The organism is Nocardia yamanashiensis (genome assembly GCF_021183565.1).
Lineage (GTDB): Bacteria > Actinomycetota > Actinomycetes > Mycobacteriales > Mycobacteriaceae > Nocardia > Nocardia yamanashiensis.
Map to the genome: position 1 here is coordinate 3,449,840 of NZ_CP089226.1, position 24,959 is coordinate 3,474,798.

Sequence of the window (24,959 nt, forward strand, 5' to 3'; positions counted from 1 at the left end):
CACGACCATAGCGGTGCGTCCGGTCGGGACCGGGTGAACTCTAGCGACCAGTCGGCTCTGATAACCGCAGCCTTGGGCGGCGTCGAGAGAGGCGGGGGCAGGGAGGCGGGTCGGGGATTCCGGCGCGATCACGACCAAGCTTTCGGCTACCGGTTGAGATCAAGGCTGGAATGGGTCATTGTGACCGGCGTCGCATTCGATTTGATTCGGTGGTCGGGGCGACATTTTCGCTGGAGATACACGCCCACTGCGCAACCCGCCGCGATGGCGGCCGCGGCCAGGCAGGGTGCGCAGGTGTGGACGCCGGCCGAAAGTTGTAGCCACTGGGGCGAATACACCGCGCGTCCGAAGTCGCGGCCGCGCATCGCTATCACGACGCTGGGCACGAACAGAAGAGCGGTGGCCACCGCCAGGTTCCGGCCGTCGATGGTTCCGGCGGCCGCGAAAAGGCAGCCGGCGGTGAACGCGAGGGCCAGGGCGGCCGCGATCCTTACGCCGTCGCCGCCGTGACCCAGCGCTTCGGCGCCGGCGACCGCCGCGGCGATCGCGGCTACGCAGACCGGTGCGAGAAGTGTTGCGGTGCGGCGTTTTCCGATTACGAAACCGGCGATCACGGCGAGGATCAAGCCCCAGATCGACCACCACGGCATCGGCACGAAGATCACCGCGCTCGCCGCCGTCGTCAATGCCACGGCGCCGGTGACCAATTCGCCGTCCGGACCGGGCAGCAGCCAGCCGGCCACCACCGCGGCGAGGACGACGACCGCCACGGCCAGCACGACCGCCGCCACATCGACGCGGCCGTCGGCCAGCCAGGACGAACTCCACAGGGTGGCGACGACCACGAGCAGCGCCGAAATCACCGGGCGCAGCGGCACTTCGGTGGGCGCGCCGAACATCACCCGTCGCACCGGAGCCAGCGGGGTGCGGCGATTACGCCAGGCGCACCACACGGCCAGCACCAGGACCGGGCCGACCAGCCACAGCGGCGGCGAATCCAGGAACGGCCACGACTGCGATGCGGTCGGGCGGGGCGCGCGATAGCTGAGCGGAGTCTCGGTCAGGGTGCCGCCCACAATGCTCACCACCGCGCCCAGCACGAACGCGACGCGCACCCCGGGCCGCGCCGGCACCGCCGCGAGCCCGCCGAGGATCACACCGCCCCAGAGCCCGTCGGCGTAGTCCAGCGTCGTCAAAGCGGGGGCGGGCGTCAGCGCCCCGGCGGCCACGTGATCGACCATCACCCCCGCCAGCCCGCACACCACGGCCAACCAGCTCAGCACCGGAATCCCCAGCGCTCCGATCACCACGGCCACCATCACCGCCGTCATCGCGCCCGCCGCGGACGCCTCCGGCATGTTCTGCACCAGCAGTTCGGCTTGCAGTACCGAGGTGCCGTCCGCCCACACCAGCGCGATCGGGCTCACCAGCGCCAGTCCGGCCGCAAGCGCGGCGCCGAACACGACGCACGGCACGAATAGACCTCGCATATCGGACACCTCCCCGGCAAAGCTGAACGGGCGACTCGCCCCGACCTGTCTACCGGCGTGGCATCGCACCCGGAAGAGCCGGAGGGCAATCGTTCAGCAAATGAGACCGGGTGGCCAATTTCACCCGATATACGAAACGGCGATTCTCTTTGCGTATCAATCAGTGCGACAACACTTTTCGCCACCCGCCCAGGCAGAACCGCAGGTCATCCGATTTGCGTGGATCGCGACTTTACGGAATCATTACCAAGCGGGCGCTTCCGCTACTTGACCGGCGCTCCAACTGCATGCGCCTGATCCGAGGCCAACCGAACAGAGAGGGGCTGCCCGTGGCGTTCACGCATCTTGCGTACTCGACAATGCCATACCTCTTTCCGCGATCCTCGCACTCCTGATCGACCCCTTCCAGCCGGGCCGGCCCACACCGAACGAGTTCGCGTCGAACGACATTCGACCGTGGAACCGCGAACCACGGCTGCGCACAGCGACTTCCGTCATCACGACCTCGTTGCTCACGCCCCGCCTGCCGCTACTGCCGCGCCGACGGCCCCCGTCCGCACCGCGCGCCCGCCGGCGCCGCGCCAGCACCTCGACATCGGATGCACCCGAACCCTCCGGCACCCCGCAGCGGCGACTCTCCGAGAGAGCCTCGCCGACCCACGTGTCGATGGCCGGTACAGCGGCGGGCCCGAACGCCCCCGCGAAATCGTGACGGATGGCTGAAAAGTAAATGGTGGCACACGAAACCGCACTCGCGCTGATCCAGCTGGGCGCGGTGTTCTTCGGTTTGGGAATGCTGGGCAGAGCGGCCGCGCGCATCGGGATGTCGCCCATCCCTTTGTATCTCATCGGCGGCCTGGTCTTCGGAAAGGGCGGACTCGTCGCCCTCGGTGAGAATGTCGACGACTTCATTCACCTGGCCAGCGAAATAGGCGTGGTGCTCCTGCTGCTGCTCCTCGGCCTGGAATACACCGCGAGCGAACTGGTGCACGGCCTGCGCGCATCCCGGGCCGCGGGCGTACTCGACCTGGTCCTGAACGCGACTCCCGGTGTGCTGGTGGCACTGTGGCTGGGCTGGGGCGTCACCGGCGCGGTCGCGATGGCCGGCGTCACCTACATCTCCTCCTCCGGAATCGTCGCCAAGGTGCTCGGCGATCTGGGCCGCCTCGGCAATCGCGAAACCCCGACCGTGCTGTCCATCCTGGTGTTCGAGGATCTCGTCATGGCGGCCTATCTGCCGGTCCTGACCGCCGTGCTGGCGGGCGCCGGCTTCCTGGCGGGGCTGCAGACCGTCGGCATCGCGCTGGCCGCCGTCACCGTCGTGCTCGTCATCGCGCTACGCTTCGGCAAATACGTCTCGATGGTCGTCGACAGCGACGTCCGCGAGATCTTCCTGCTCAAACTCCTCGGCGCGGCGCTGCTCGTCGCCGGAATCGCCTCCTCGCTACAGGTCTCGGCCGCGGTCGGGGCGTTCCTGCTCGGCATCGCCATCTCCGGCTCCACCGCACACAACGCCACCAAACTGCTGGAACCATTGCGCGACCTGTTCGCGGCGCTGTTCTTCGTGCTGTTCGGCCTCAGCACCGACCCCCGCAGCATCCCGCCGCTACTCGGCTGGGCCATCGCACTCGCCGTCGTCACCACCATCGCCAAGATCGCGACCGGTTGGTGGGCTGCCCGCCGCGCCGGGGCCTCCCGCTACGGCCGGGCGCGCGCCGGTGCCGCATTGGTCGCGCGCGGCGAATTCTCCATCGTCATCGCCGGCCTGGCCGTGACCGCCGGCGCGGTCCCCGCCGAATTCTCGGCCCTCGCAACAACATACGTCCTGATCATGGCCGTGCTCGGTCCGGTCGCGGCGCGCGTGGTCGAACCGGTGCTGCGCGCCATCGACCGCCGCGGCGCGGTCGATCCGGTCGAACGCCCCGCATAGCCGCTTCCGCCACCAGCTACCCCGGATCCGAATTCACTGGCCGGAAACACAATCGGCAGATCGGACGCAACAGAAGTTCCCGATGCTGTGCGCAATTCCCGTCGGATTTGAGGTAGCTGGTGTGAATTCGGGAGATACGGCGTGGCTGCTGGCGAGCGCGGCCCTGGTCATGTTGATGACGCCGGGATTGGCTTTCTTCTACGGCGGCATGGTCGGCGGCAAGAGCGTGCTGAACATGCTGATGATGAACTTCGTGTGCCTGGGCGTGGTGACCATGCTCTGGGCGCTATACGGGTACAGCGAGGCATTCGGCGCCGATTCCTGGCAGGGTTTGATCGGTTCGACGAAGCACGTGCTGCTGCGCGAAACACAGGGCACGGTATCGGGTCCCGCCGAACATCAGGTTCCGACCATGGCATTCGTCATGTTCCAGTTGATGTTCGCCGTCATCACCACCGCGCTGATATCGGGGGCCATCGCGGGACGAGCCAAGTTCTGGGCGTGGGTGCTGTTCGTGGTGGGCTGGGCGAGCCTGGTGTATTTCCCGGTGGCGCACTGGGTTTTCAGCGTGACCGGGTATACCGCCACCGATGCCTCCGGTAATTCGTTCGACGGGGGCGGCTGGATCACCAACCAGCTCAAGGCATTCGACTTCGCGGGCGGGACGGCGGTGCACATCAATGCCGGCGCGGCGGCGCTGGCCCTGGTGCTGGTGGTCGGCAGGCGGCACGGGTGGCCGCGCAATATCGCCCGGCCGCACAATGTTCCGTTCACCCTGCTGGGGGCGGCGCTGCTGTGGTTCGGCTGGTACGGGTTCAATGCCGGATCCGCTTTGACCGCAGGCGATCTCGCGGCGCTGGCTTTCACCAACACCACCATCGCGGCGGGCGTGGCCTTGCTGGGCTGGATCATCGTCGAGCAGTTCCGTGACGGGAAGCCGACCGCGCTGGGCGCCGCCTCCGGTGCGGTCGCCGGATTGGTGGCCATCACCCCGGCGTGCGGTTTCGTCGGCACGCTCGGCGCGCTGGTCATCGGCTTCACCGCCGGTGCGGTCTGTGCGCTGGCCGTGGGCCTGAAATTCAGCTTCGGCTACGACGATTCGCTCGATGTGGTCGGCGTCCACCTCGGGGGTGGACTGGTGGGCACCCTGCTCACCGGGGTCTTCGCCGACGCGCGAGTAAATCCGGCGGGCGGTGACGGGCTGCTGTCCGGCGGCGGCTGGACCCAGTTGCAGCGCCAGGTGATCGCCGCCTCCGCGGTGCTGGCCTACTCCTTCCTGGTGACGCTCCTGCTGGCCTGGCTCATCGACAAACTCGTCGGATTCCGTATCGACCCGGAAGCCGAGGCCACCGGCATCGACGAGGCCGAGCACGCCGAAACCGCCTACGATCTCGACTCCCCCGAGCCACCGCCGCACCGGCCGGCTCCGCCGCGACGACCGCAGCCCGGTCGGCCCATACCGAGCGGCCACGATTACGGGTGGTGAGCACGCGGTGTCCGGCATTACCCCGGCATCGCACAGGCCGAGCCGATACCGTCACGGGCGTGAATCAAGATCGAACCGAGCTCGACGAGTTGCGGGAGCGCGTGGCGCGAATGGAGACCGTCGAGGCCATCAAGGCGCTCAAGCATCGCTATTGGCGGGCCTGCGACGCCAAGGATCCGCGTGGATTTCGCGACTGCTTCATCGCCGCGGGCGCCTCGATCGACTTCGGTGCGCTGGGCCGGTTCGATGACGCGGACGGGATCGCGAAAGTGTTCGAAACCATTGCGCTGCAACGGGTCGACGGGAAGCCGGTGATTCTCGATATGCACCATGGCGTGCTGCCCGATATCACCGTCACCTCGGCCACGACGGCGGTGGGCGCGTGGACGCTGCGGTTCCGGCAGGTCAACCTGATCAACGGCACCGAAACCGTTTCGACCGGTGAGTACGACGACGAGTACGTCCTCGAGAACGGCTCGTGGAAGATGGCCAAATGCCATTTCCGGCCGTACTGGTCTATCACCCGGCCGATAGCGCCGGACACCGTCGTCACCGTGGTGAACGACGGTTCGTGAGCGGGCCGCCCGGTCGTCCGCGGCATCCGGGCCGATGAGCTGTCAGATGTCGTCGATGTTCTTGCTCGACGGCGGATTGCCGGTGGACAGGTCGGTGTCCTGGCCACGACCACGGAAGCGGCGGCCCGCGACCACGAGCGCTACCAGCACGACGAGGCCGATGATGATGAGAATCTCCATGACCGGCGGATACCCGGTGCCGAGGTAGCTATTCGCCAGCAGCCTCGCCCGCTACGCCTGCTGTGCCTGCCACATCCAATGCAGCTGCTCGAGCCGCGCGGCGATCGCGATGAGCAGGTCCTGGGTGACCGGATCGGCCGTCTCGGTGGCCTCGATATGTCCGCGCAACCGGGTGATGACCGCCCACAGGTTGTCCACCATCGAGGCGATCACCTGGGTGTCGGGCTGCCATCCGTCCTCGACCCCGGCGGCGCTGGACTCCTTGACCACGGTCGCGGCGCGCCCGTCCGGACTGACGCCGATCGCGGTCGCCCGCTCCGCGGCGGCATCGGTGAATTCCCGTGCCGCGGCGACGACTTCGTCGAGTCCCAAGTGCACCGACCGGAAATGCGATCCGACGACGTTCCAATGCGCCTGTTTTGCGATCAGCGACAGGTCGATCAAATCGACGACCGTCTGCTGCAGCGCGTCACCGGTTACCCGCAGCTGTTCGTCAGTGAGTGGGCTCTGGATCGGCTTGGCCGGCATGGCTGTCCTCCTGAGGGTGATCGGAACATTACTTCCACGCTCTACCCACCGGACCGCCATGCAATCGATGACCTTCGTGCACTGTTTCTCCGGTAGCGCGGATCCGACTTGTCAGGGTTCGACCGGCTCGCCAGAATGCCGGGGTGGCACATGCTGATCTGACCTCTGCGCGGTGGCGGGAACTTTCCGATGAGTCGGCAGAGCGGGTCGCTGGTGCGATAGCTCGCGAGAACGATGTGGATTTGGTCGGTGTCTACCAGCACGAGTACGCGGGCCGGCAACACCGCATTGCCCTGTTCGAGCGGGCCGGGGTGCGGTTGTCGCTGCTCCCGGCGGCCCGGGTGCGGCTCGGATACGAGGGCGATCGGTTCGTTCCATCACCACACCAGGCAGCAAGCTACGCCGATAGCGCGGAGGAGTACGGCCTGCCCGCGATCACCGAGTTCGTCGACGCGATGACCTCGCCGGATCGTACGGTCGAGCTGCCCGCGATGCTGGTCGGCGTCGAGGCATTGGAACCGTGCGTCCAGAGTGTGCCGATCGATGATCCGCGGGTCCGGGACCTGGTTGCCGAGTCGGGGCCGCGGATCGGTGGGGAAATCGTGCGCGTGGACCCCGACGGAGGTCTGAAAGTCGAGTTCGACGAACAGGGACAAGCACGCCGCGCCCAAGTGGTCGAACAGGTCTCCTACGAACAAGCATTGCGCAAGACAGCTGCCTTGGGCCTGCGGGCGAGCAGCCCCGACGAGTGGGAATATGCCTGTGGCGCAGAAGCTTCCACGCTCTTCCGATGGGGCGACGACACCCTCGCAGACGGCTACCCATACGACCACCCGGCAGGCCCACATCGAACCCCGAACCTATGGGGCCTGCACATCGGCCAGGACCCGTACCGACACGAGTTCACCACCAATCCGACAATCGTCTGCGGCGGCGACGGCGGCAGCGCCACCTGCGGCGGAAGCGGATTCTTCCTCGGATGGCTCACCCTCGCCACCGCCTACCGCGACAAGGACTTCGGTGCATGGGCCAATTCCGACGACCGCTACGTCACTGAACTCCTCATACGACCGGTCGCCGAGCTGGCATAGCGCGCCGCGTCAGTACCGCTTCGTCATATCCACCTTGCCTGGCAGCACCATCGGAAGATCCTGCCGCAACCGGATCTTCCGCACCTCCGCCCGCACTACTCGACTACCGGCGGCAAGGTCGTGAAGAGCTCGTCGGCCCCTGGCCGGGACGGCGGCGAGGATCAAGCTGATGACGATCGACAGCAGGCCGATGATCGAAATCGCGTTCAACAGACCCGCGTCGGGGTACCGGCCGGCGAAAGACATGAACACGAACGGCAGGAAGATGATCAGCATGCGGGCGATGGCGGGAAGCAACGTGATCCGCGACCGCCGCGGATCCGAGTGCACCACTCGCAGGCCCAGGAGACCCTTTCCGAGAGTCTGACCGTCGCGGCGGACGAGCAGAAACACCTCCAGCCCGACGTAGGCGATGAAATAGCACAGCCAGGCTCCTATCGTCACGGCGATGTCCCGGCGCGACTCGTCGAGGGACAGCTGGATGGGGACGAAGACGATGGAGACCGGGATGGCGACGACGAAAGTCAGCAGGAGGCAGAACGTCAGGTCGAGGATTCTCGCGGCGAGGCGTCGGAAGAACGGCGCTGGTACGTAAGACATGTGACCCCCGCGTTTGTCGCTGATCCCCCGCTGTAGGCGGCTGGAATGGCAGGTCGGACTTCGGTTTCGAGATCCGCACGGTCATCTTCCCTGCCCCATGAGCATTACGACAACGGCCGCCGTGCCGAACTCCGAGCGAACACTATGTGGGCATAGGCGACAGCGAGCGAGCGTTCAACCGTTCATGGCCAGTCACGAACGCAGAATCCCCGGACCCGACCACCCCATCACCATCGAGAAGACAGGGCAGCGTGTCGTCGCACGCGCGGGCGGGCAGGTGGTCGCCGAGACCACCCGGGCGCTGACCCTCCAAGAGGCGAATTATCCGCCGGTTCAATACATCCCGCTCGAGGATGTCGACCGGAGACTGCTCACGCCCAGCGCCACGCAAACGTACTGTCCCTACAAGGGCGACGCGTCCTACTACACCGTCGACCTGCCCGAAGGCCCCCTGACCGACGCGGTATGGGTCTACCACGAGCCCTACGACTCCGTCGCCCCTATCGCCGACCACGTCGCCTTCTACACCGATCGGGTACAAGTCGCCATCGAGAGCTGACAACTACGAGCACTCCGAAGTGAGCACACCTCGTACGGATGTTCTCTCCCTCTTGGTGGTGCCGTCCGCACCCCTGGGTGGACTGTTTCGCGGTTCGCTCTCTCCTACAGTCGATTTCGTAATCAATGGGGAAGGCAAGGGAGGGCCGACCCCGACTCGAGGAGAAACACATGCGTATCAAGACCATCGTGGGGGCCGGTCTGCTGGCGGCGGGAATCGTCGCCGGAAGCTCGGCGGTCGCCAACGCCGCCGTCTATTACGGCACCTACAACACCAAGGCGCAGTGCACCAGCTTCGGCCAGGCGATCGTCGATCTGCCCAATGCCAAGTACCACAACTGGACCTGCAAGATGGATTGGAACTACGACTGGGACCTGTACCTGTCTTGACCGGAAGATCCCGGAAATGACAATGGCCAGAGGCGGAAACCGCCTCTGGCCTTGTCGGGCTGACAGGATTTGAACCTGCGACCACTTGACCCCCAGTCAAGTGCGCTACCAAGCTGCGCCACAGCCCGTTGCACTGGGCTCTCGCTTCGTGCTCGATGAGATTACCCCAGGACCCCCCTGGATCTCCAAATCCGCACGTTAACGGGCGTGTGGGGGGTGGTTGGAGGGGGTGGTGATGATCTTGATCCAGGGTGGGTGGGGGTGAAATGTGGTCGGGGAGAGAGTCAGCCGAAGACTTGGGTGCCGGATATGTAGGTTTGGTCGACTTTGATTTCGGACAGGGTGGTGGGGGTGGTGGTGAACGGGTCTTGGTTCAGGACAACGAGATCGGCGTAGTGGCCGGGGGTGAGGGTGCCGGTGTGGGGGTGGCGGTTCACGTGGGCGGAGCCGGCGGTGTAGGCGGCCAGGGCGGTCATCAGGTCGAGGCGTTGGGTGGGGAGGAAGGGTGGGTTGGTGGTGCCGGGGTGGATGCGGTTGACGGCTACGTGGATGCCGGCGAGGGGGTTGGGGTCGCTGACGGGCCAGTCGCTGCCGCAGGCGAGGGTGGCGCCGGCGTGGAGGAGGTCGGCGAAGGGGTAGTGGCTGGCGCGCAGGGGTTCGGGGAGGAAGGGGAGGGTCAGGTCGTCTAGCTGGGGCTCGTGGGCGGCCCAGAGGGGCTGCAGGTTGGCGATGGCGTTGAGGCGGTGGAAGCGGGGGATGTCGTCGGGGTGGACCACTTGCAGGTGGGCGAGGTGGTGGCGGTTGCCGCGGGGGCCGTTGGCGGTGAGCGCCGCTTCGATGGCGTCGAGGGCTTCGCGGACGGCTCGGTCGCCGAGGGCGTGGAAGTGGATCTGGAAGTCGTGGGCGTCCAGGTCGGTGACGTAGGAACGCAGGGCCGTGGGGTCGACGAAGCTGAGACCGGCGTTGGTGGTGCAGCAGCCGTGGGTGTCGAGGTAGGGGGAGGTCATGGCGGCGGTCCGGTTCTCGGTGATGCCGTCCTGCATGATCTTGACGGTGTCGAGGCGGAAGCGGTCGGCGGCGAATTGCTTGCGGCGCAGCAGCATTGCGGGGATCTGTTCGGCGCCTTGTTCACGGTCCCACCACTGGGCGCCCACCACGCGGGCGGTGAGGAGACCACGTTCGGCGGCCTCGTAATAGGTTGCGGCGGAATCCATGTCGCTGCCGTCGGCCTTGACGATGGCTTCCTGCCAGCCGGTGATGCCGAGCGAGTGGAGCAGGGATTGGGCGCGCAGCAGGCCGGCGAGGCGTTCTTCGGGGGTGACGGGCGGGAGGAGGCGTTCGATGAGATGCATCGCGCCTTCCTGGAGCATTCCCGTCGGAGTGCCGTCGGGTTCGCGTTCGATGCGGCCGTCGGCGGGGTCGGGGGTGTCGCGGGTGATGGCGGCCAGTTCGAGAGCTCGGGTGTTGGCCCAGGCGCCGTGATGGTCACGGTTTACGAGATAGACGGGGCGATCGGGGACGAGAGCGTCGAGCTGGGCGCGGGTGGGGGTGCCGCCGGGGAAGGATTCGAGCGACCAGCCGCTGCCGGTGAGCCAGGGGCGGGTGGGGTGGGCTGCGGCGTAGGCGCTGATGCGGCGGAAGTACTCGGCGAGGGAGGTGGTGCCGGTCAGATCGCATTGGCCCAGTTCGATACCGGCGGCCGCGGCATGGATGTGAGCGTCCTGGAAACCGGGGAGCAGGGCGCGACCGGTCAGATCGACCACTTCGGTACGGGGACCGATGTGGTCCCGGACCTCCGCGTGACCGACGGCGGTGATGCGGTCGCCGGTGACGGCCAGGGCGGTGGCGCGGCTGCGGGCGGAGTCCATGGTGAGGACCGTGCCACCGGTGAAGGCCAGGTCGGCGGGCGTCATTCGGTTGCTCCTGTCATGGTGGCCACGGTAGTGGCCGGGGCGGGTGAAGGGTTGCGATGGAAGTAGGGGGCGCGGCGCACCCATTTGGCGTAGGCGGCCACGACCAGGCCGGACACCACCATGAAGGCGGGGACGGACAGGATGAACCAGCCGTTGTGGGCGTCCACTTCGTAGTGGTCGGCGCCGGACCAGTAGGTCCAGCACAGGTACCCGGCGAGCGTGAACAGAATGAGCGCGCCCACGATGGGGAGCACCACCGCGACCAGGGCGTCGCGGAGCCCGGTGCGCAGCTGGGAACGGAAGCGGGAGGCGGCCGCCAGGGCGGTCGCGCCGTAGTACAGCGCCACCACGATCCCGATGGCGTTGACGGTCGCGTTGATGAGATCGGGAACGGTCGGAATCGCCAGGGCGACAAGGCATACCGCGATCGCCAGCGCCCCCAGCAGGATGGTGCCCGCGGCGGGCGTGCCGTAGCGGGGATGCACCCGGGACCACACCGGCCCCAGGGTGCGATCGCGGCTCATGGCGAACATGCCGCGCACCGTGGGCAGCACGCCGGCTTGCAGCGAGGCCACCGCCGAGAACGTGAGTGCGATCATGGGCAGCAAGGTCAACGGTGAGGTCGCCAGCGCGTCACCGAAGTAGACCAGTCCCTCGGCCCCGTGATCGGCCATCTCGTCCAAGGGCAGCACACGCTGAAATGCGAAGGCGGCCAACAGGAACAGCCCGAGCACCGCGGCGAGGGTGATGATGCCCGACCGCGCCGCGCTGTGGCTGTCGCGCACCTCCTCGGCCATGCTGAAGGCGGCGTCGAAACCCCAGTAGCAGAAGACGGCGGTGACCATCCCCTGGGCGAAGGCCGCCGCGGTGGGGATGTCGAACGGATTCAGCCAGTCGAGGCTGAACGGCTGATCGCCGACGAACAGCCCGTAACCGCAGAAGCCCAGCAGCACAAGGTATTCGAAGATGAGCAGGACCCGCTGGAAGCGAGCCGCGACGTCGACGCCGACGGCCGCGGTGAGCATGGCGGCGACCAGGAGCACCAGGCCGACGAGGGTGGATTGCAGGGTCGATCCGGGCTCGAGCTCCAGCCCGCCGAGGGAGTGCAGGCCGAGCTGGCCGCCCAGGGCGAGCAGGGCGGATCCGGTGACGGTGGTGGTGTACGCGAGGAACAACACCATGCTCACCGTCATCACCCAGCCGCACAGGAACCCCAGCCACGGGTTCAGCGAGCGGCCGACCCAGACATAGGTGTTGCCCGCATTGGGTTCCACGCGATTGAGCCGGATGTACGCGCCCGCGATACAGGCGACCGGCACCAATGCCAGCGCCATCACGATGGGCAGATGCAGGCCGACAATGCCCGCGGTGAGACCGAATCCGATGCCGATGCTGGTGGTGGCCGCGGTGGTGGAGGCAGCGATGACGACATTGTCCAGAACGCCGAGTGACCTACGCATGTGTGTGGTCATGTGCTTCAACTTCCGAAAAGAGCTGTTTGGGTTAGCACATGAGAAATGTCGACGTATCTTTAGGTCAATACTGTTGACATAAGGTGCCGCGCATGACGCAAACCCGAAGTCCCGGAACACCGCGCGTTCGACGCCGTCCCAGCAAACAGGGAGCGGTGCTGTCGGAGCAGTTGATCGTGGAGACCGCGCTGCGGTTGATGACCGTGCACGGGGAGGGCGGATTGTCGGTGCGCCGGCTGGGCGCGGCGATCGGCGCGGACCCCACCGCGCTGTACCGATACTTCAGCGGCACAGACGATTTGCTGCTGGCGGTGGCGGACGAGCTGATCGGGCGATCCATGTCCGGCTGGGAGCCGAGCGGGGACTGGCGGCAGGATCTGCGCTCGATCGGGCACCGGATCCGGGACAGCTATCTCGATTGCCCGCAGGTCGCCATGCTCACCATGTATCGCACCACCGGGCGGCGCAACGAAGCCACCTCGGTCAATGCGATTCTCGGCGTGCTGCGGCGGGCGGGATTCCCGGACGAGGAGGCGGTGCGGCTGTATCACACGCTCGTGGACCAGGGGCTGGCCAGCGCGGCGTTGCAGGCGTGCTGGGCGGCGCTGCCGGCGGCGGCGCAGCAAGCCGAGTGCACGGTGTGGGATTCCACGTATCCGGCGCTGCCGCCGGAGACGTATCCGAATCTGACCGCGCTCGCTCCCCTGCTGCGGCGGGAAATGCGCGGCCACTCTTACGACTACGCGCTCGAGCTGTTCCTCGATGCCGCCGAGGCGAGACTGCGGCTGCTGCGCCCGCGAAAGACGCGGGCGCGCAAGTGATCAGGTTCCGAGACCCAGCGCTTTCCGAGCCGCCGCGGCGACTTCCGCAGGCGGAGGGCCGATTTCGACGGTGACCGAATTCTCGTCCGGTCCGGGCGGCTCCAGCGTCGCGAGCTGGGAATCCAGCAGCGAGGCGGGCATGAAATGCCCGGGGCGTTCGGTCATGCGCTGCAACAGCAACTCGCGCGAACCGGTCAGCAGCACGAAGGTCAGTTCGGCTTCGGGATGCCGAATCATGGGCGCGCGCAGGATGTCTCGATACGAGCGCTTGAGCGCCGAGCAGGTGACGAGCCCGGACTCCCCCGCGTCTGCGCGCTGTGCGATCCAGGCCGCGATGGCCTCCAGCCACGGTTCCCGATCGGCATCGGTGAGCGGGTGACCGGCGGCCATTTTGGCGATATTGGCGGCGGGATGCAGGTCGTCGCCTTCCAGCAGCTCCCAGCCGAGTTGTGCGGCAAGCGCTTCGGCGACGGTGGATTTGCCGGAGCCGGAGACACCCATGATCACGGCGAGGTGCGGGTGCGTTCTTTCGTGGCCTGACATGGGTCCTCGTGGGTTCGGGAGCGGGTGTGCTCGAGGGTAACCCAAATGGCTCCGGAGACGAGGGCGCAGGCGGTGACGGTGGCGCCGGCGATGGTGGCGGCGCTCAGGTCGGGATCGTTGGCGGTGAGCGTCCAGGCCAGGGTGATGACCCCGACCAGGAGCAGGAGCAGGCCGGGGGCATCGAGATCGTCGAGAATGATGGGTTCTCTGGGGCGTTTTTCGAGGGTGGCTTCGGATGAACCGTGATAGGGCGGCACGATGATCCTCCTCGCGAATGCGGGTGTGTCCCTGCATTCGCGTACCCGGAGCGCGCCCGGCGAAAACCCCGTCGAATCCGGCTAACGCTTGCCGGTGACCTTGCCGACGATGAACAGCAAGAGCACCGCGCCGGCCAGGCAGGTGAAGAAGCTGAAGATCAAGCCGCCGCCGTTGACGTCGACGCCGATCAGCTTCAGCAGGAACCCGCCGAGCAGACCGCCGACCACGCCGACGACGATATTCATGAATATGCCCTGCTGGGCATCGGTGCCCATGATCTTGCTGCCGATCCAGCCAGCCAGACCGCCGATAATGATCCATCCGATGATTCCGAGTCCGAGCATCATGTCTCCTGTGCTGAACGGGGGCGTTTCTATTCGCCTGGTGTCCCCATGTTCGCCGGTTCTTTGCTGGATTCCGGATTCTGACACGCCGATTTCGACACGCGAGCGGCAAACAGCAGGTGAACCAGCACGCCGACCACGGCCGCAATAGTGACGCCGCTGCCGAGCAGCAGACGCAGATCGGCGGGGAAGGATCTGTAGAGGGTGGGGGTGAGGATCGGGAGCAGGCCCGCGGTGAGCGCGGCGGTGGCGGTGATCAAGACGCCGTCGGCGGTGAGGTCCAGGCGGTCGAACATGCCGATGCCGGCGACGATGATCATGGCGAAGGCGATGGCCGCGGTGCCGCCGACCACCGGGCCCGGCAGCGAGTTCACCAGCCGGCCGATGGGTGCGAAAAAGGCGGCGACGGCGAGCAATCCGCCCGCCAGCGCGGTGACATAGCGGCTGCGGATGCCGGTGAGCTGGATCAGGCCGATGTTCTCACCGCTGGTGACCATGGTCGCGCCGCCCAGCGGACCGGACAGCAGGGAGGTGACCGCATCGCCGCGGATGGTGCGGGCCACCGTCGGACCCGGGTCGATGGTCTTGCCGACCACCTTGGCGTTGAGCACCGTCTGACCGGTCGCCTCGGCCATCGAACCGATACTGAAGATGATCAGCGGCAGGGCGGCGAGGATATCGAAATGCGGTGTGCCGAAAGGGAACAGCGTCGGCGCCTGCACCAGCGCCGAGCCGGGACGCAGATGGAATTGGCCGATGGCGGCGGCCAGTGCGGTGCCGGCGATCATGCCGATCAGCACCGAGACCCGCCGCCAGCCGGCCGGCAGGAAACGGTGCGCGAGGACGGTCACCAGAATGGTCGCCGCGGCCAGCCCGACCGCCGACACGGGCGGCTGATCCCCGGGTGTGGCGATGAGCCCGCCCGCGACCTTCACCAGGTTCACGCCGATGACCACCACCATGCTCGCGATCACCACGGCGGGAATCCGCGTGACGAGGCGACGGGCGATGGGCACCAGCAGGATTCCGAGCACCGCGGTGAGGATGACCGCGCCCGAGGCCGTGGCCGGATCGGACTCCTGGGCGATCTGCAGGAACAGCACGACCGCCGCGCCGCCGGGCAGCATGATGAACGGCAGCCCGGCGCCGAGCCCGAAACGGCCGATCGATTGCAGGATGGTGCCGATGCCCGAGCACAGCAGGGTGGCGCTGAGCAGGGCGCGGGCGGTGGAATCGTCCAGGTGCAGGCTGCGGGTGACCAGCAGCACCGAGGTGATCGGCATGGCGATCATGACCGCGAGGTGTTGCAGGGCGGCAACGAAAGCCCTACCGGCGGAGGGGATCTCGTCGACGGGGTGAACCGCGGTCACCGCTCCCCCAGCCACGGGATCTCGGACGCGGCGTAACGGTAGGCGCGGAAGATGGCGTTCGAGACGCCCGGAAAGACCTGCGCCGTATCGGGATCCGGGTATTCGGTGAAGGACGGCACCACGTACTCCCAGCAGATGCGGCGGTCCGGGGTGACCTCGAAGATGCGCCCGAACGCCGCCTCGGTGATGAGGGTATTGCCGTTGGCGAGCCGTTGCGCGCCGCCCATGTACGGGGTGAAGAACGCCTCGCGCGGCGAATCCTGGTAGGTCCAGCCGAGTTCGCCGGTGGCCGCGTCGATTTCGATGACCCGGCTGTAGGTCACCGATTCGCCGGTGCGGAAGGTGCCGTTGTCGAAGACCAGCAGCTTGCCGTCGCCGACCGGGGTGGCGTGATGCTGTTGCGCCACGGTGGCGCGATCGGTGAGCGTGGTGGGCTTGCCGGTGCGGAGGTCGATGCGGATGACCGCGGAGACGCTGCGCAGGCTGGCGACCACGGTGTGCTCGTCCAGGGGGTGCACGCTGTTGATCAGCGGCCAGTGTTCGCGCCAATAGTGCGGCTGCAGCACGTGATCCGCGGGATCGAGGTGCACGGCGGCACGCCATTCCCACAGCTGGGTGCCGTCCGGGGCGACCTCGCGGATGACATCGGCCCAGACGGTGCCGTCGGCTTCGGTGCCGGGCACGCCGCCGCGAATCCGCTCCGCCTCCGCACCGGTCAGCGGTTCGACGGCGGTGTAGAGGATGCGGCCGTCGTCGTAGTGGTGGGCGTCGTGATGCTGGTAGTCGTCGCGATGCTCGCATAGCAGCGTGCCGTCGGGGGAGTAGACGCCCATCGAGCCGCCGCTGTATTTGCGCCACATGGCGAACAGCGGCGCGATCTCGAGGGTGGCCCCGTTGTAGGCGAGCGTGCCGTCCGGCAGCAGCCGCGCGTGCCGGCCCGGCCGGTACGGCAGCTCCCAGCGATGCGCCAGGTCACCGTTCAGATCGACCAGGTCCACGCGGCCGCGCCCGGCCAGCGGGGCGTACAGGGTGTAACCGGGGAACGCGAGCTCGGGATCGCTGCCGATCAGACCGATACCCCGCCGCTTGAGCGTGTTCTGCTCCACTGCACCTCCAAATATTCAGCGATAGTGAATATTCAGTAGGATCGACGCGAGCGGAAGCGTTCGAATCCGGCTGAGGCAAACCCTGGGATCCGGGCGCGAGCCGTCGAGAATGGCGCACAGCGGAAGGGGACGAGTGAGCATCACGGCGGAACACGGACGCTGGCAACGACTGGGTCAGGTGGTGCACGCCCGGCGTTTGTCGGCCGGCCTCACCCTCGCGCAATTGGCGGGGCAGGCGGAACTGTCGCAGTCGTTCCTGAGCCAGTTCGAGAACGGGCGCAGCAATACCAGCCTGCGGTCCCTGCAACGGATCGCCGATGCGCTGGGCACCACCGCGACCGAACTCCTGGCGGGCAGCGACGACGCCGACCACTCCCCCGTCGTGCGGGCGGACGAGGACACGCGGCTACCGCAGGCCGAGCCCGCCGATGGGTCGGTGCGGTCGCTGGTGCACGGCGAAAGAGACTTGCGCGCTTTGGAATTCACCGGCGGCGTCAGCCGGGGTGATCGGGAGTTCACGCACGACAACGACGAGATCATCTATGTGGTGCACGGGTCGATCACCGTGGCGGCGGGCGATGAGGAACTGGTGCTGAACGCCGGGGACACCTGCTACTGCACCGCCGGTGTGCGGCATCGATGGTGGGCGCATACCAGCGACACCACCACCCTGGTGCTCGCGGTGGCGGACGGCATGACGGTGCGCCGCCGCCCGCATCAAGCCCGCTGACGAGTTCCGCGCGACGGGCGCGAAAAGTCAGCCGCGCGCGCGAATTTCGAGAATCTGGAGCTGGCGGCCGATCGGGCCCTGCTCGTCGTGCAGCACGGTCGAGCACATGCCGACGCCGTCGGGGCCGATGGAGGTCTGCACGTCCACGCCGATCCACTCGCCGACCGGGAGCCGGAACAGGTCGGCGGTCAGGTCGGTGTTGAGGAAGGTCCAGTGCATCGGGTCCAGCTGTGCGCCAACGCCATTGGCGATATCCGCGACCGAGAACACCCGCACCAGCGGACTGGTCTCCTCGCCTTCGACCACCTCGACGAGCGGCCGGACCCAGCTGGCGCGCCCGCCGGTACCGGCATCGCGAATGTCGACCGAGCGCACGTAGCCGACATCCCAGCCGGGCGGGAAGGCCGACCAGTCGACGACCTCGCGCGCGGGCACGGGCGGCAGCGGCGGGTCGAAAGTCAGTGCCACCTCGCCGGTTTCGCCGGTGGCGATGCGCCAGGCGCGGGCGGTGGCCACCACGCGGCGGGTGCCGTCGGGCTGGGTGGCGGCGATCTCGGCGGCGACCAGCTCGACCCGCTTGCCGGGCCGTTCGATCCAGGCCCGGACGTCGATCTCCGACACCGGGATCGGGCCGAGGATCTCCATGGTGAGGCGGGCGACCCGGGTGCCGGGCCGCGGTTCGCACCGCTCGACCGCGCGGGCCAGCAGTGCCGACGGCGGCGCGCCGTGCTGCATGGTCGGAGCCCACACGCTCACGGTCGATCCGGTCGCGAGGAAACGCTCGTACCCGTCCACCGTGCCGAGGGGAAGGTAGTAGGCCTGAGTAGCCGGGGCATTGCTCATCTCGGCGGCAGTCGGCGCCTCTTCACTCGCTCGGGTCACCAGGCCAACGTATCAACCGGCATTTCGGGCATTACCGGGGGCTTGCGGGACCGTCGCGCGATTCCTCGGCGACCTCAGCGCTCACCGCGCGGCCGCGCCCGCACGTGAGCGCGTTCGCCCTGCTTGCCGAAGAGGCTGAGGAATTCGACGGGTTCGGAATCGGCCGCCCCGAACCAGTGCGGTTCGCGGGTATCGAATTCGGCGGCCTCGCCCGGGCCCAGCACGAGATCGTGTGCGCCGAGGATCATTCGCAGGCGGCCGTTCAGCACGTAGAGCCATTCGTAGCCCTCGTGCACCTGCGGATTCGGTTCGGTGCGACCGGAACTCGCCGGAATGATGATCTTGTAGGCCTGGATGCCGCCGGCTCGGCGCGTGAGCGGCAACATGGTCATGCCGCCGCGTTTGACCGGTTTCAGGTGAACGCGCGGGTCGCCCGTGGCCGGGGCGTCCACGAGTTCGTCGAGGGTTACCCCGTGCGCTCGCGCCAGGGGCAGCAATTGTTCGAGGGTCGGGCGGCGCGCTCCGGACTCCAGCCGCGACAGCGTGCTGACCGAGATTCCGGTCGCGGCGGACAGCTCCGCCAGCGTGGTTTCCCGCGATCGCCGCAGCTCACGCAGGCGCGGGCCGACTCCGTCGAGGGCCCGATCGGTTTCGTCGTCCATGGGCAGAGTTTGCCATATCGGCAACAAAGATTGCCGAATCGGCCGCTCGGGCAGCACCTTGGTCGACAGGAGGTGGTCATGGTGACCGAACAGCTGAACGACAGTTACGACGTGGTGGTTATCGGTGGCGGAGCAGCCGGGCTGAACGGAGCGCTGATGCTCGCTCGCGCGCGCCGCTCGGTGCTGGTGATCGATGCGGGGCAGCCGCGCAACGCACCCGCGGACGGGGTGCACGGCTTGTTCGCGCGCGAAGGCGTGCCGCCCAGCGAGCTGCTGGCGCGCGGCCGGGAGGAAGTGCGGGGATATGGCGGGCACATCATCGACGGCGAAGTCGTAGCGGCCCACCGCGGCGACCGGACCGCCGGGCCACTCGCACACGCCGAGTCCCCGCGGCAGGTCGCGACCGCCGATCACGAATCGGCCGACGCGAGCGCCGGTTTCACCGTGGCGCTGGCCGACGGCCGGACCGTGCGCGCACGACGGCTGCTGGTCACAACGGGCCTGGTGGACGAGTTGCCCGAGATCGACGGGCTGAAAGCGCGGTGGGGCCGCGACGCGATTCACTGCCCCTACTGCCACGGGTGGGAGGTCCGCGACCGCGCGATCGGCGTGATCGGCAACGGGCCCATGGCGATTCACCTGGCGCTGCTGTTCCGGCAGTGGAGCGAGGATGTGGTGTTCTTCCAGCACACCATGTCGCCGCCGACCGCGGAGCAGGCGGAACAGCTTGCGGCGCGGGGCATTCCGGTGATCGCCGGGGCGGTGAGCGCGGTGGAGACCGAGGACGACCGCCTGACCGGAGTTCGGCTGGCCGATGGAACCCGGGTCGCACGCACGGCCCTCGCGGTGCCGACACGGATGGTCGCGCGCGCCGGACTGCTGGCGGGCCTCGGGCTGCATCCCGTCGAACACCCGAGCGGCGCAGGCGAATACATCCCGGCGGAAGCCCTCACCGGCAAAACCGAAGTACCCGGCGTGTGGACCGCGGGCAATGTCACCGACCTGAGCGCACAGGTAGGCAATGCCGCGGCGGCGGGTGCGATGGCCGGGGCGCATATCAATGCCGACCTGGTCAACGAGGAGACCGCCGATGCGGTGGCTGCCTATCGAGCAGCCACCGAACCGGTGGCCGTGCACTGAACCCCGCCCGGAGCTGATCAGCTCAGGTGGGCGTCGGCGTAGATCGCCATGGCGTCGCGGTAGTACTCGGCGAGGCCCTCGGCGATGCGGTCGTAGTTGACCTTGAAGCGTTCGTCGTCGACGTACATCTGACCCATGCAGGTGTACGCCTCACGGGTGGGCTTCCAGCCGATGGCGATCGCCTTGTAGTGCTGGTCGATTTCGGCCTGTACCGCCGGATCGCCGACGTCCACATTGGCGACCATGAGTTCGGCCATGCGGACCATGGCGGCGGTCACCTCGCGTTGCATGCGTTCGATGTCCGCGGGCGTCAGGGTGGCCCAATATGCCTGGGATTGCTCGAATTCCTCGGGCCAGCGTTCGCGGGCTTCGTCGTCGTATTGCGTGTGGTCGAAGCCTTCGAACAGGTTCTCCGGTCGGCTGATCTTGGTCATATCGCTGTTTCCCTCCAGTTCGGCGATGGTGCGCTCGACGGTCCGGGTCACCGCGGCCAGGGATTCGGCTTGGACGCGCAGCCGTTTGTGGTGGTCGCGCAGCGCGTCCAAGGGGTCGCGCTGGGCGGCCAGCACTTCGGCGATCTCGTCCAGGCTCAGGTCCAGGCGGCGTAGCACGAGGATCTGCTGGAGTCGCAGCAGTTGCTCGATCTCGTAATGGCGGTAGCCGTTGGAACCGATCCAGGCCGGTTTCAGTAATCCGATCTCGTCGTAGTGCCGGAGGGTGCGGGAGGTGATGCCCGCCATGCGGGCCACCTGGGTGATGGACCAGGCCATTGCGCATCGCCTCCGTGTTGTCGTTATCCGGCACTTTCACGAACGGTAGGGGTTGCCGTAGCGGCAAGGTCAAGCTTGCGAATCGGGCGGGAGTTCGAATCCGATGGTGCCACCCGGACCGGGTTCGGCGAACACGGTGCCGTGGTGTGCGGCCACGATATCGGCGACGATGGCCAGGCCGAGGCCGGAGCCGGCGGTGCCCTGGGCTTCGCGGGCGCGATGGAAGCGGTCGAATATGGCGGTGACCGAACCGGGTTCGATGCCGGGACCGCGGTCGTGCACCGACAGCCGGGTCCGGTGGATGCGAATCTCGATGGGAGTGCCGGCGGGGCTGAACTTCACCGCATTGCCCAGCAGGTTGTCCACGCAGCGGGCCAGGGCTTTCGGGCGGGCGCGGACGGGGAGCTGCGCCTCGGAAACGACGGTGATGGCGCGTTCGGTGCGATGCCGGCAGCGGCGGGCGCATTCCCCGGCCAGCTCGCTCAGGTCCAGGCGCACCGCTTCCTCGTCGGCGTATTGATCGGTCGCCAGTTCGACCAGTTCCCCGACCAATTCGTCCAGGGCGCGGATCTCCCCGACCAGGGTGGTGAGCACCTTGGTCTCGTCCTCGGCCGGGAGCCGCCCGCGAGCGCGCTGCAGCAGTTCCGCGCTGCCCCGAATGGAGGTGAGCGGGGTGCGCAGTTCGTGACCGGCGTCCTGGACCAGTCGCTGCTGTTGCGCGCGGGATTGCCGCAGCGCGCGCAGCATGGTGTCGAAACTCGTGGTGAGCCTGCCGATTTCGTCGCGCCCGGCGGCGGGCAGTTCGGCGCTGAGGTCCCGGGTAGTGGCGATGTGCTCGGTGGCGGTGAGCAGGCGGCGCACCGGCCGCAGGATCCGGCCGATGGCCAGCCAGGCCAGTAGGGCCGACAGGGCGACCGCGCCGATGGTGACTCCGGCTGTGCGCCACAGGAATTGCTGATCGACACGCGCGGATTCGCGGTAGTGCTGGCCGACCATGACCGCGCCGCCGGAGACCGGTCTGGTGACGATGTCGTAGGGGTCGCCGTACAGTTCGAGATCGGCCACGCGCGCGCTGCCGTCGCCGGTGCGGGCGATATCGCGGTCCGCGTCGGTGACCGGTAGCAGGCGGCCGCCCGGGGTGAGCATCTTGACGCTGCCGTCCGGCCGCACGAGCTGTTCGACGGTGTCGGGGCGCGGCGGCAGCACCGCGCCGCTGTTGAGCCCGGCCACGACGGCGTCGGCGCGATCGCTGAGGCTGCGTTCGAGCTGCTCGATCACCAGTTCACGGGCGTGACGGTAGGAGGTGGCCAGAATGATGGCGATGGCCAGCATGGTGACCGCGACCGCCACCGCAGCGATCCTGGTGCGCAGCATCATGATTCACGCACCGTGTAGCCGACATTGCGGATGGTGTGGATGATGCGGGGTGCGCCGCCCTTCTCGGTCTTGCGGCGCAGATAGCCGATGTAGACGTCGAGGGAACGGGATTCGGTGTCGAAGTCGAAGCCCCAGATGTGTTCGTAGATCTGACTGCGGGACAGCACGATTCGCGCATTGCGGAGCAGGAGTTCCAGGACGTCGAATTCGGTTTTGGTGAGGTCGAGCTCGCGCGTGCCGCGAAAGACCTGACGGGTGGCGGGGTTCAGAGTGAGGTCACCCGTGGTGAGCAGGGCCGGTGCGGCTTCGTATCGGCTGCGGCGGAGCAGGGCGCGCAGGCGGGCCAGGAGTTCTTCGGTGTCGAAGGGTTTGGCGAGGTAGTCATCCGCGCCGGCGTCGAGGCCGGCGACGCGGTCACCGGACTGCTGGCGGGCGGTGAGCACCAGGATGGGCAGGTGGTCGCCGCGGCGGCGCAGTTGCCGGCACAGGGACAGGCCGTCCAGGCGCGGCATCACGACATCGACGATGGCCAGGTCGGGGCGCTGCCGGGCGAGTGCGTCCAGGGCTGCCACGCCGTCGGCGGCCAGCTCCACGCGGTAGCCCTCGAAGCGCAGCAGCATGTCGAGGGTGCTGCGGACGTTCGGATCGTCCTCGACGACCAGGACGGTCGGGGCATCGGCTGCGGTCGGGGTGCTCACGGGTCAATGTTGCCCGCAGGTTGCCTCTATCTCGATGGCGGACCGCGTGATTCGTGACGGGCGTCACCTCGCCGCGCGCGGATCGCGGCGCGATCGGGCATGCGCAAGAGCCGGTGCGGATTCTTACCTTGCTTTGTCACTGCCCTGCCGTCGTCTTGATGTCGACACGGCAATCTTCTGGTTGTCCGGCGAGACCGGTCGAAGATCCTGCGAGAGAGGGCGTTTCGGAATGAAGAAGAAGACGGTGAGGCGGACCGGACTGTTGCTGGCGCTCGCGGTGACCGCAGGATTGATCACCGCGTGCGGTGGGGCGAAGACCGAGGCGGCGACGCCGGAGTGGTGCCCGACCGTGGCGGGGCATCAGGTGGACTGCGGGACCGTGCAGCGCTCGATCGTGGAGGGGCAGCCGGAGCTGGGACAGGTCGATGTCGCCTATGCCCGGATCCAGCACAGCGACGCGAGCAAGGCGACGGCGGGGACCATCACCCCGAATCCGGGTGGGCCGGGCGTGCCGCTCATCTCGCACGCTCCGGAAGCGGTGCAGCTGATCGGGGATCTGCTGTCCGATCACGATCTGCTGCTCATCGATCCGCGTGGGACGGGGCTGTCGGGTCCCCTCGAATGCGGTGGCAGCGAGGCAGATCACCAGTTCGGGAACCGTGAGCAGCAGCGCAGGATGGCCGCCGATTGCGCGACCGCGCTCGGGCCCAAGGCCGCCGGATACACCTCGGCCGCCACCGCCGACGATTTCGACGCGGTGCGCGCGCACCTCGAGATTCCGAAGCTGGTGCTGTACGGCATCTCCTACGGGACCTATCTGACGCCCGTGTACGCGCAGCGTCACCCCGACACCGTGCAGTCGATGGTGCTGACCGGCGCCTACCCCGCCGACGCGGACCGGCTGGCGCGCCCGAACGCCGAGGCGGTATCGCTTGCGCTGCAACGCATCTGCGAGCGCAGCGGGGTGTGCGACGGCAACCAGGCGGTCGCCGACCTGCGCACCGTGGCGGCGCGTCTGCGCACCACGCCGCTCGAGTTCACCAGCCCGCGGCCCTTCGCGCTGACCGAGGCCAAGCTGGCCACCTGGGTGTTCGAGGCCGCGACCTCGAACGTGGGCGCGGATCCCACGGCCATGACCCCGCTGGGCCTGCTGCCCGCGGCGCTGCGCGGTGCGGCGATCGGTGACGACACCGGGCTACGGCAGTGGGCCGAGTTGATCGCCAGGCAGGCCGCGTACGAGAACATCGGCGCGTATCTCACCATCACCTGCAATGACTATCCGACTATCTGGTCCCCGAACGCGGACGCGGCGCAGCGCCGTCAGCAGTACGACGCCGCCATTGCCGCAGCCGGTGAGCTCGGGGCGTTCAGCGCGGCCGGTTTCGCCGCGGGACAGCGTGACGGCGGTGACGCCTGCCTGGACTGGCCCGCCACCACCGCCACGCGACCGCACGACATGACCGAGTCCATGCCGAACGTGCCCGTGCTGGTGCTGTCCGGCGACCTGGACGCGATCACCCCGGACTCCAACGGCAAGCTGGCCGCCGCGCGCTTCCCGCACGCCACGTTCATCTCGGTCCCGAACACCGGCCACGTGCCGGATCTGGAGCCCAGCGGTTGCGTGATCGGTGTGATCGGAAACTTCATCCGCACCGGTGAGCCGGGTGCGACCGAGTGCGTCCGGGCGATCCCGCCGATCGCGGTGGCGCCCGTAGCGCGCTAGTGCAGCGCGACGCGCAACGGATGGGAGGGATCGAAGATGGAACGGGGCGGTCCCTCCCCCGCCGGATGCACCTCGAGTTTCCCGGTGTCGTTGAGCAGGATTCGCCGCCCGGGGTAGGTGCGCTGGGCGATTTCGACATCTCGGGCGTCGAACAGGTCGCGGCCGGTGAAAACGAGTACGCCGAAGTGCAGTTCGGTGGCGTAGACGCTCGCGGGCCAGCGATGCAGCCAGACGTCGAGATCGAAGAGGGTGTTGGGTTTGGGCAGGTCAGTGCCGACCGTCATTCGGCGATACTAGACCCGCGCCCGGCCCGGCCGGAATA

General features: G+C 67.8%; 27 protein-coding genes and 1 tRNA gene. 10 read left to right on the forward strand and 18 right to left on the reverse strand.

Going from position 1 to position 24,959, the window contains the following annotated elements; genetic code table 11:
• Positions 1–146: 146 nt before the first annotated feature.
• Positions 147–1,490, reverse strand: coding sequence for a hypothetical protein (locus LTV02_RS16640; protein ID WP_233040865.1), 1,344 nt, complete (start codon positions 1,488–1,490; stop codon positions 147–149).
• Positions 1,491–2,220: 730 nt separating this feature from the next.
• Here LTV02_RS16640 and LTV02_RS16645 point away from each other — a divergent pair.
• The 3 genes from LTV02_RS16645 to LTV02_RS16655 all read left to right on the forward strand — a co-directional run bounded on the left by LTV02_RS16645 (position 2,221) and on the right by LTV02_RS16655 (position 5,481).
• A complete protein-coding gene (locus tag LTV02_RS16645) occupies positions 2,221–3,420 on the forward strand; it encodes a cation:proton antiporter (RefSeq protein WP_233040866.1) in 1,200 nt (399 codons plus the stop codon).
• Between the two features lie 82 nt (positions 3,421–3,502).
• Complete coding sequence (locus LTV02_RS16650; RefSeq protein WP_233040867.1) at positions 3,503–4,906, forward strand: ammonium transporter; 1,404 nt, start codon at positions 3,503–3,505, stop codon at positions 4,904–4,906.
• Between the two features lie 110 nt (positions 4,907–5,016).
• Positions 5,017–5,481: a nuclear transport factor 2 family protein gene (locus LTV02_RS16655; protein WP_233041594.1), complete on the forward strand. Its 465-nt coding sequence runs from the start codon at positions 5,017–5,019 to the stop codon at positions 5,479–5,481.
• A 42-nt stretch (positions 5,482–5,523) separates the two neighbouring features.
• Here the strand turns inward: LTV02_RS16655 and LTV02_RS16660 are convergent, their stop codons facing one another.
• Both LTV02_RS16660 and LTV02_RS16665 read right to left on the reverse strand, forming a co-directional pair.
• Positions 5,524–5,661, reverse strand: coding sequence for a hypothetical protein (locus LTV02_RS16660; RefSeq protein ID WP_233040868.1), 138 nt, complete (start codon positions 5,659–5,661; stop codon positions 5,524–5,526).
• A gap of 51 nt (positions 5,662–5,712) precedes the next feature.
• Complete coding sequence (locus LTV02_RS16665; RefSeq protein ID WP_233040869.1) at positions 5,713–6,189, reverse strand: Dps family protein; 477 nt, start codon at positions 6,187–6,189, stop codon at positions 5,713–5,715.
• A 143-nt stretch (positions 6,190–6,332) separates the two neighbouring features.
• Between LTV02_RS16665 and LTV02_RS16670 the strand changes: the two genes are divergently transcribed.
• Complete coding sequence (locus LTV02_RS16670; RefSeq protein ID WP_233040870.1) at positions 6,333–7,280, forward strand: hypothetical protein; 948 nt, start codon at positions 6,333–6,335, stop codon at positions 7,278–7,280.
• Between the two features lie 9 nt (positions 7,281–7,289).
• On the opposite strand, the gene LTV02_RS16675 is transcribed toward LTV02_RS16670, so the two are convergent.
• Positions 7,290–7,880, reverse strand: coding sequence for an RDD family protein (locus tag LTV02_RS16675; protein WP_233040871.1), 591 nt, complete (start codon positions 7,878–7,880; stop codon positions 7,290–7,292).
• A gap of 184 nt (positions 7,881–8,064) precedes the next feature.
• Between LTV02_RS16675 and LTV02_RS16680 the strand changes: the two genes are divergently transcribed.
• On the forward strand, positions 8,065–8,439 hold the full coding sequence (locus LTV02_RS16680) for a DUF427 domain-containing protein (protein WP_233040872.1): 375 nt from the start codon (positions 8,065–8,067) through the stop codon (positions 8,437–8,439).
• A 170-nt stretch (positions 8,440–8,609) separates the two neighbouring features.
• Positions 8,610–8,828, forward strand: a complete 219-nt coding sequence (locus tag LTV02_RS16685) for a hypothetical protein (protein ID WP_067713950.1) — start codon at positions 8,610–8,612, stop codon at positions 8,826–8,828.
• A gap of 54 nt (positions 8,829–8,882) precedes the next feature.
• Here the strand turns inward: LTV02_RS16685 and LTV02_RS16690 are convergent.
• The 3 genes from LTV02_RS16690 to LTV02_RS16700 form a co-directional block, all read right to left on the reverse strand.
• A tRNA-Pro gene (locus LTV02_RS16690) sits at positions 8,883–8,956 on the reverse strand.
• A gap of 156 nt (positions 8,957–9,112) precedes the next feature.
• Entirely contained in the window at positions 9,113–10,741 is a 1,629-nt protein-coding gene (locus tag LTV02_RS16695; protein ID WP_233040873.1) for an amidohydrolase, read from the reverse strand.
• Complete coding sequence (locus LTV02_RS16700) at positions 10,738–12,213, reverse strand: APC family permease (protein WP_233040874.1); 1,476 nt, start codon at positions 12,211–12,213, stop codon at positions 10,738–10,740. The genes LTV02_RS16695 and LTV02_RS16700 overlap by 4 nt, the downstream gene beginning before the upstream one ends.
• 92 nt (positions 12,214–12,305) lie before the next feature.
• Between LTV02_RS16700 and LTV02_RS16705 the strand changes: the two genes are divergently transcribed.
• Positions 12,306–13,034 (forward strand): TetR/AcrR family transcriptional regulator, encoded by a 729-nt coding sequence (locus LTV02_RS16705; RefSeq protein WP_233040875.1) that lies wholly within the window; start codon positions 12,306–12,308, stop codon positions 13,032–13,034.
• Here LTV02_RS16705 and LTV02_RS16710 read toward each other — a convergent pair whose 3' ends face one another.
• The 5 genes from LTV02_RS16710 to LTV02_RS16730 all read right to left on the reverse strand — a co-directional run bounded on the left by LTV02_RS16710 (position 13,035) and on the right by LTV02_RS16730 (position 16,655).
• Positions 13,035–13,577, reverse strand: a complete 543-nt coding sequence (locus LTV02_RS16710) for a gluconokinase (RefSeq protein WP_233040876.1) — start codon at positions 13,575–13,577, stop codon at positions 13,035–13,037.
• Positions 13,538–13,834 (reverse strand): hypothetical protein, encoded by a 297-nt coding sequence (locus tag LTV02_RS16715; RefSeq protein ID WP_233040877.1) that lies wholly within the window; start codon positions 13,832–13,834, stop codon positions 13,538–13,540. The genes LTV02_RS16710 and LTV02_RS16715 overlap by 40 nt, the downstream gene beginning before the upstream one ends.
• Before the next feature lie 81 nt (positions 13,835–13,915).
• Positions 13,916–14,179, reverse strand: a complete 264-nt coding sequence (locus tag LTV02_RS16720; RefSeq protein ID WP_067714488.1) for a GlsB/YeaQ/YmgE family stress response membrane protein — start codon at positions 14,177–14,179, stop codon at positions 13,916–13,918.
• A gap of 29 nt (positions 14,180–14,208) precedes the next feature.
• The gene (locus LTV02_RS16725) at positions 14,209–15,549 is read right to left on the reverse strand and encodes a uracil-xanthine permease family protein (RefSeq protein WP_233040878.1); all 1,341 of its coding nucleotides are present in this window, start codon (positions 15,547–15,549) and stop codon (positions 14,209–14,211) included.
• The gene (locus tag LTV02_RS16730; RefSeq protein WP_233040879.1) at positions 15,546–16,655 is read right to left on the reverse strand and encodes an aryl-sulfate sulfotransferase; all 1,110 of its coding nucleotides are present in this window, start codon (positions 16,653–16,655) and stop codon (positions 15,546–15,548) included. Before LTV02_RS16730 ends, LTV02_RS16725 begins: the two co-directional genes overlap by 4 nt.
• A gap of 133 nt (positions 16,656–16,788) precedes the next feature.
• Here LTV02_RS16730 and LTV02_RS16735 point away from each other — a divergent pair, with 133 nt between their 5' ends.
• Entirely contained in the window at positions 16,789–17,385 is a 597-nt protein-coding gene (locus LTV02_RS16735; protein ID WP_233040880.1) for a helix-turn-helix domain-containing protein, read from the forward strand.
• Between the two features lie 27 nt (positions 17,386–17,412).
• Here LTV02_RS16735 and LTV02_RS16740 read toward each other — a convergent pair whose 3' ends face one another.
• The gene (locus LTV02_RS16740; protein ID WP_233041595.1) at positions 17,413–18,228 is read right to left on the reverse strand and encodes a thioesterase family protein; all 816 of its coding nucleotides are present in this window, start codon (positions 18,226–18,228) and stop codon (positions 17,413–17,415) included.
• 113 nt (positions 18,229–18,341) lie between these two features.
• Complete coding sequence (locus LTV02_RS16745; RefSeq protein ID WP_067713929.1) at positions 18,342–18,929, reverse strand: helix-turn-helix domain-containing protein; 588 nt, start codon at positions 18,927–18,929, stop codon at positions 18,342–18,344.
• A 78-nt stretch (positions 18,930–19,007) separates the two neighbouring features.
• Here LTV02_RS16745 and LTV02_RS16750 point away from each other — a divergent pair, with 78 nt between their 5' ends.
• The gene (locus tag LTV02_RS16750) at positions 19,008–20,069 is read left to right on the forward strand and encodes an NAD(P)/FAD-dependent oxidoreductase (protein ID WP_233040881.1); all 1,062 of its coding nucleotides are present in this window, start codon (positions 19,008–19,010) and stop codon (positions 20,067–20,069) included.
• Positions 20,070–20,086: 17 nt separating this feature from the next.
• On the opposite strand, the gene LTV02_RS16755 is transcribed toward LTV02_RS16750, so the two are convergent.
• From LTV02_RS16755 to LTV02_RS16765, 3 genes are all read right to left on the reverse strand, one after another.
• Positions 20,087–20,839, reverse strand: a complete 753-nt coding sequence (locus tag LTV02_RS16755) for a MerR family transcriptional regulator (RefSeq protein ID WP_233040882.1) — start codon at positions 20,837–20,839, stop codon at positions 20,087–20,089.
• 69 nt (positions 20,840–20,908) lie between these two features.
• The gene (locus LTV02_RS16760; protein WP_233040883.1) at positions 20,909–22,213 is read right to left on the reverse strand and encodes a HAMP domain-containing sensor histidine kinase; all 1,305 of its coding nucleotides are present in this window, start codon (positions 22,211–22,213) and stop codon (positions 20,909–20,911) included.
• On the reverse strand, positions 22,213–22,836 hold the full coding sequence (locus LTV02_RS16765; protein ID WP_233041596.1) for a response regulator transcription factor: 624 nt from the start codon (positions 22,834–22,836) through the stop codon (positions 22,213–22,215). Before LTV02_RS16765 ends, LTV02_RS16760 begins: the two co-directional genes overlap by 1 nt.
• A 322-nt stretch (positions 22,837–23,158) precedes the next feature.
• Here LTV02_RS16765 and LTV02_RS16770 point away from each other — a divergent pair, with 322 nt between their 5' ends.
• Positions 23,159–24,637 carry an alpha/beta fold hydrolase gene (locus LTV02_RS16770; protein ID WP_233040884.1) on the forward strand — a complete coding sequence of 493 codons (1,479 nt, stop codon included), beginning with the start codon at positions 23,159–23,161 and terminating at the stop codon, positions 24,635–24,637.
• Here the strand turns inward: LTV02_RS16770 and LTV02_RS16775 are convergent.
• Positions 24,634–24,921: a hypothetical protein gene (locus LTV02_RS16775; RefSeq protein ID WP_067713919.1), complete on the reverse strand. Its 288-nt coding sequence runs from the start codon at positions 24,919–24,921 to the stop codon at positions 24,634–24,636. The two genes, LTV02_RS16770 and LTV02_RS16775, sit on opposite strands and share 4 nt — an antisense overlap.
• Positions 24,922–24,959: the final 38 nt, after the last annotated feature.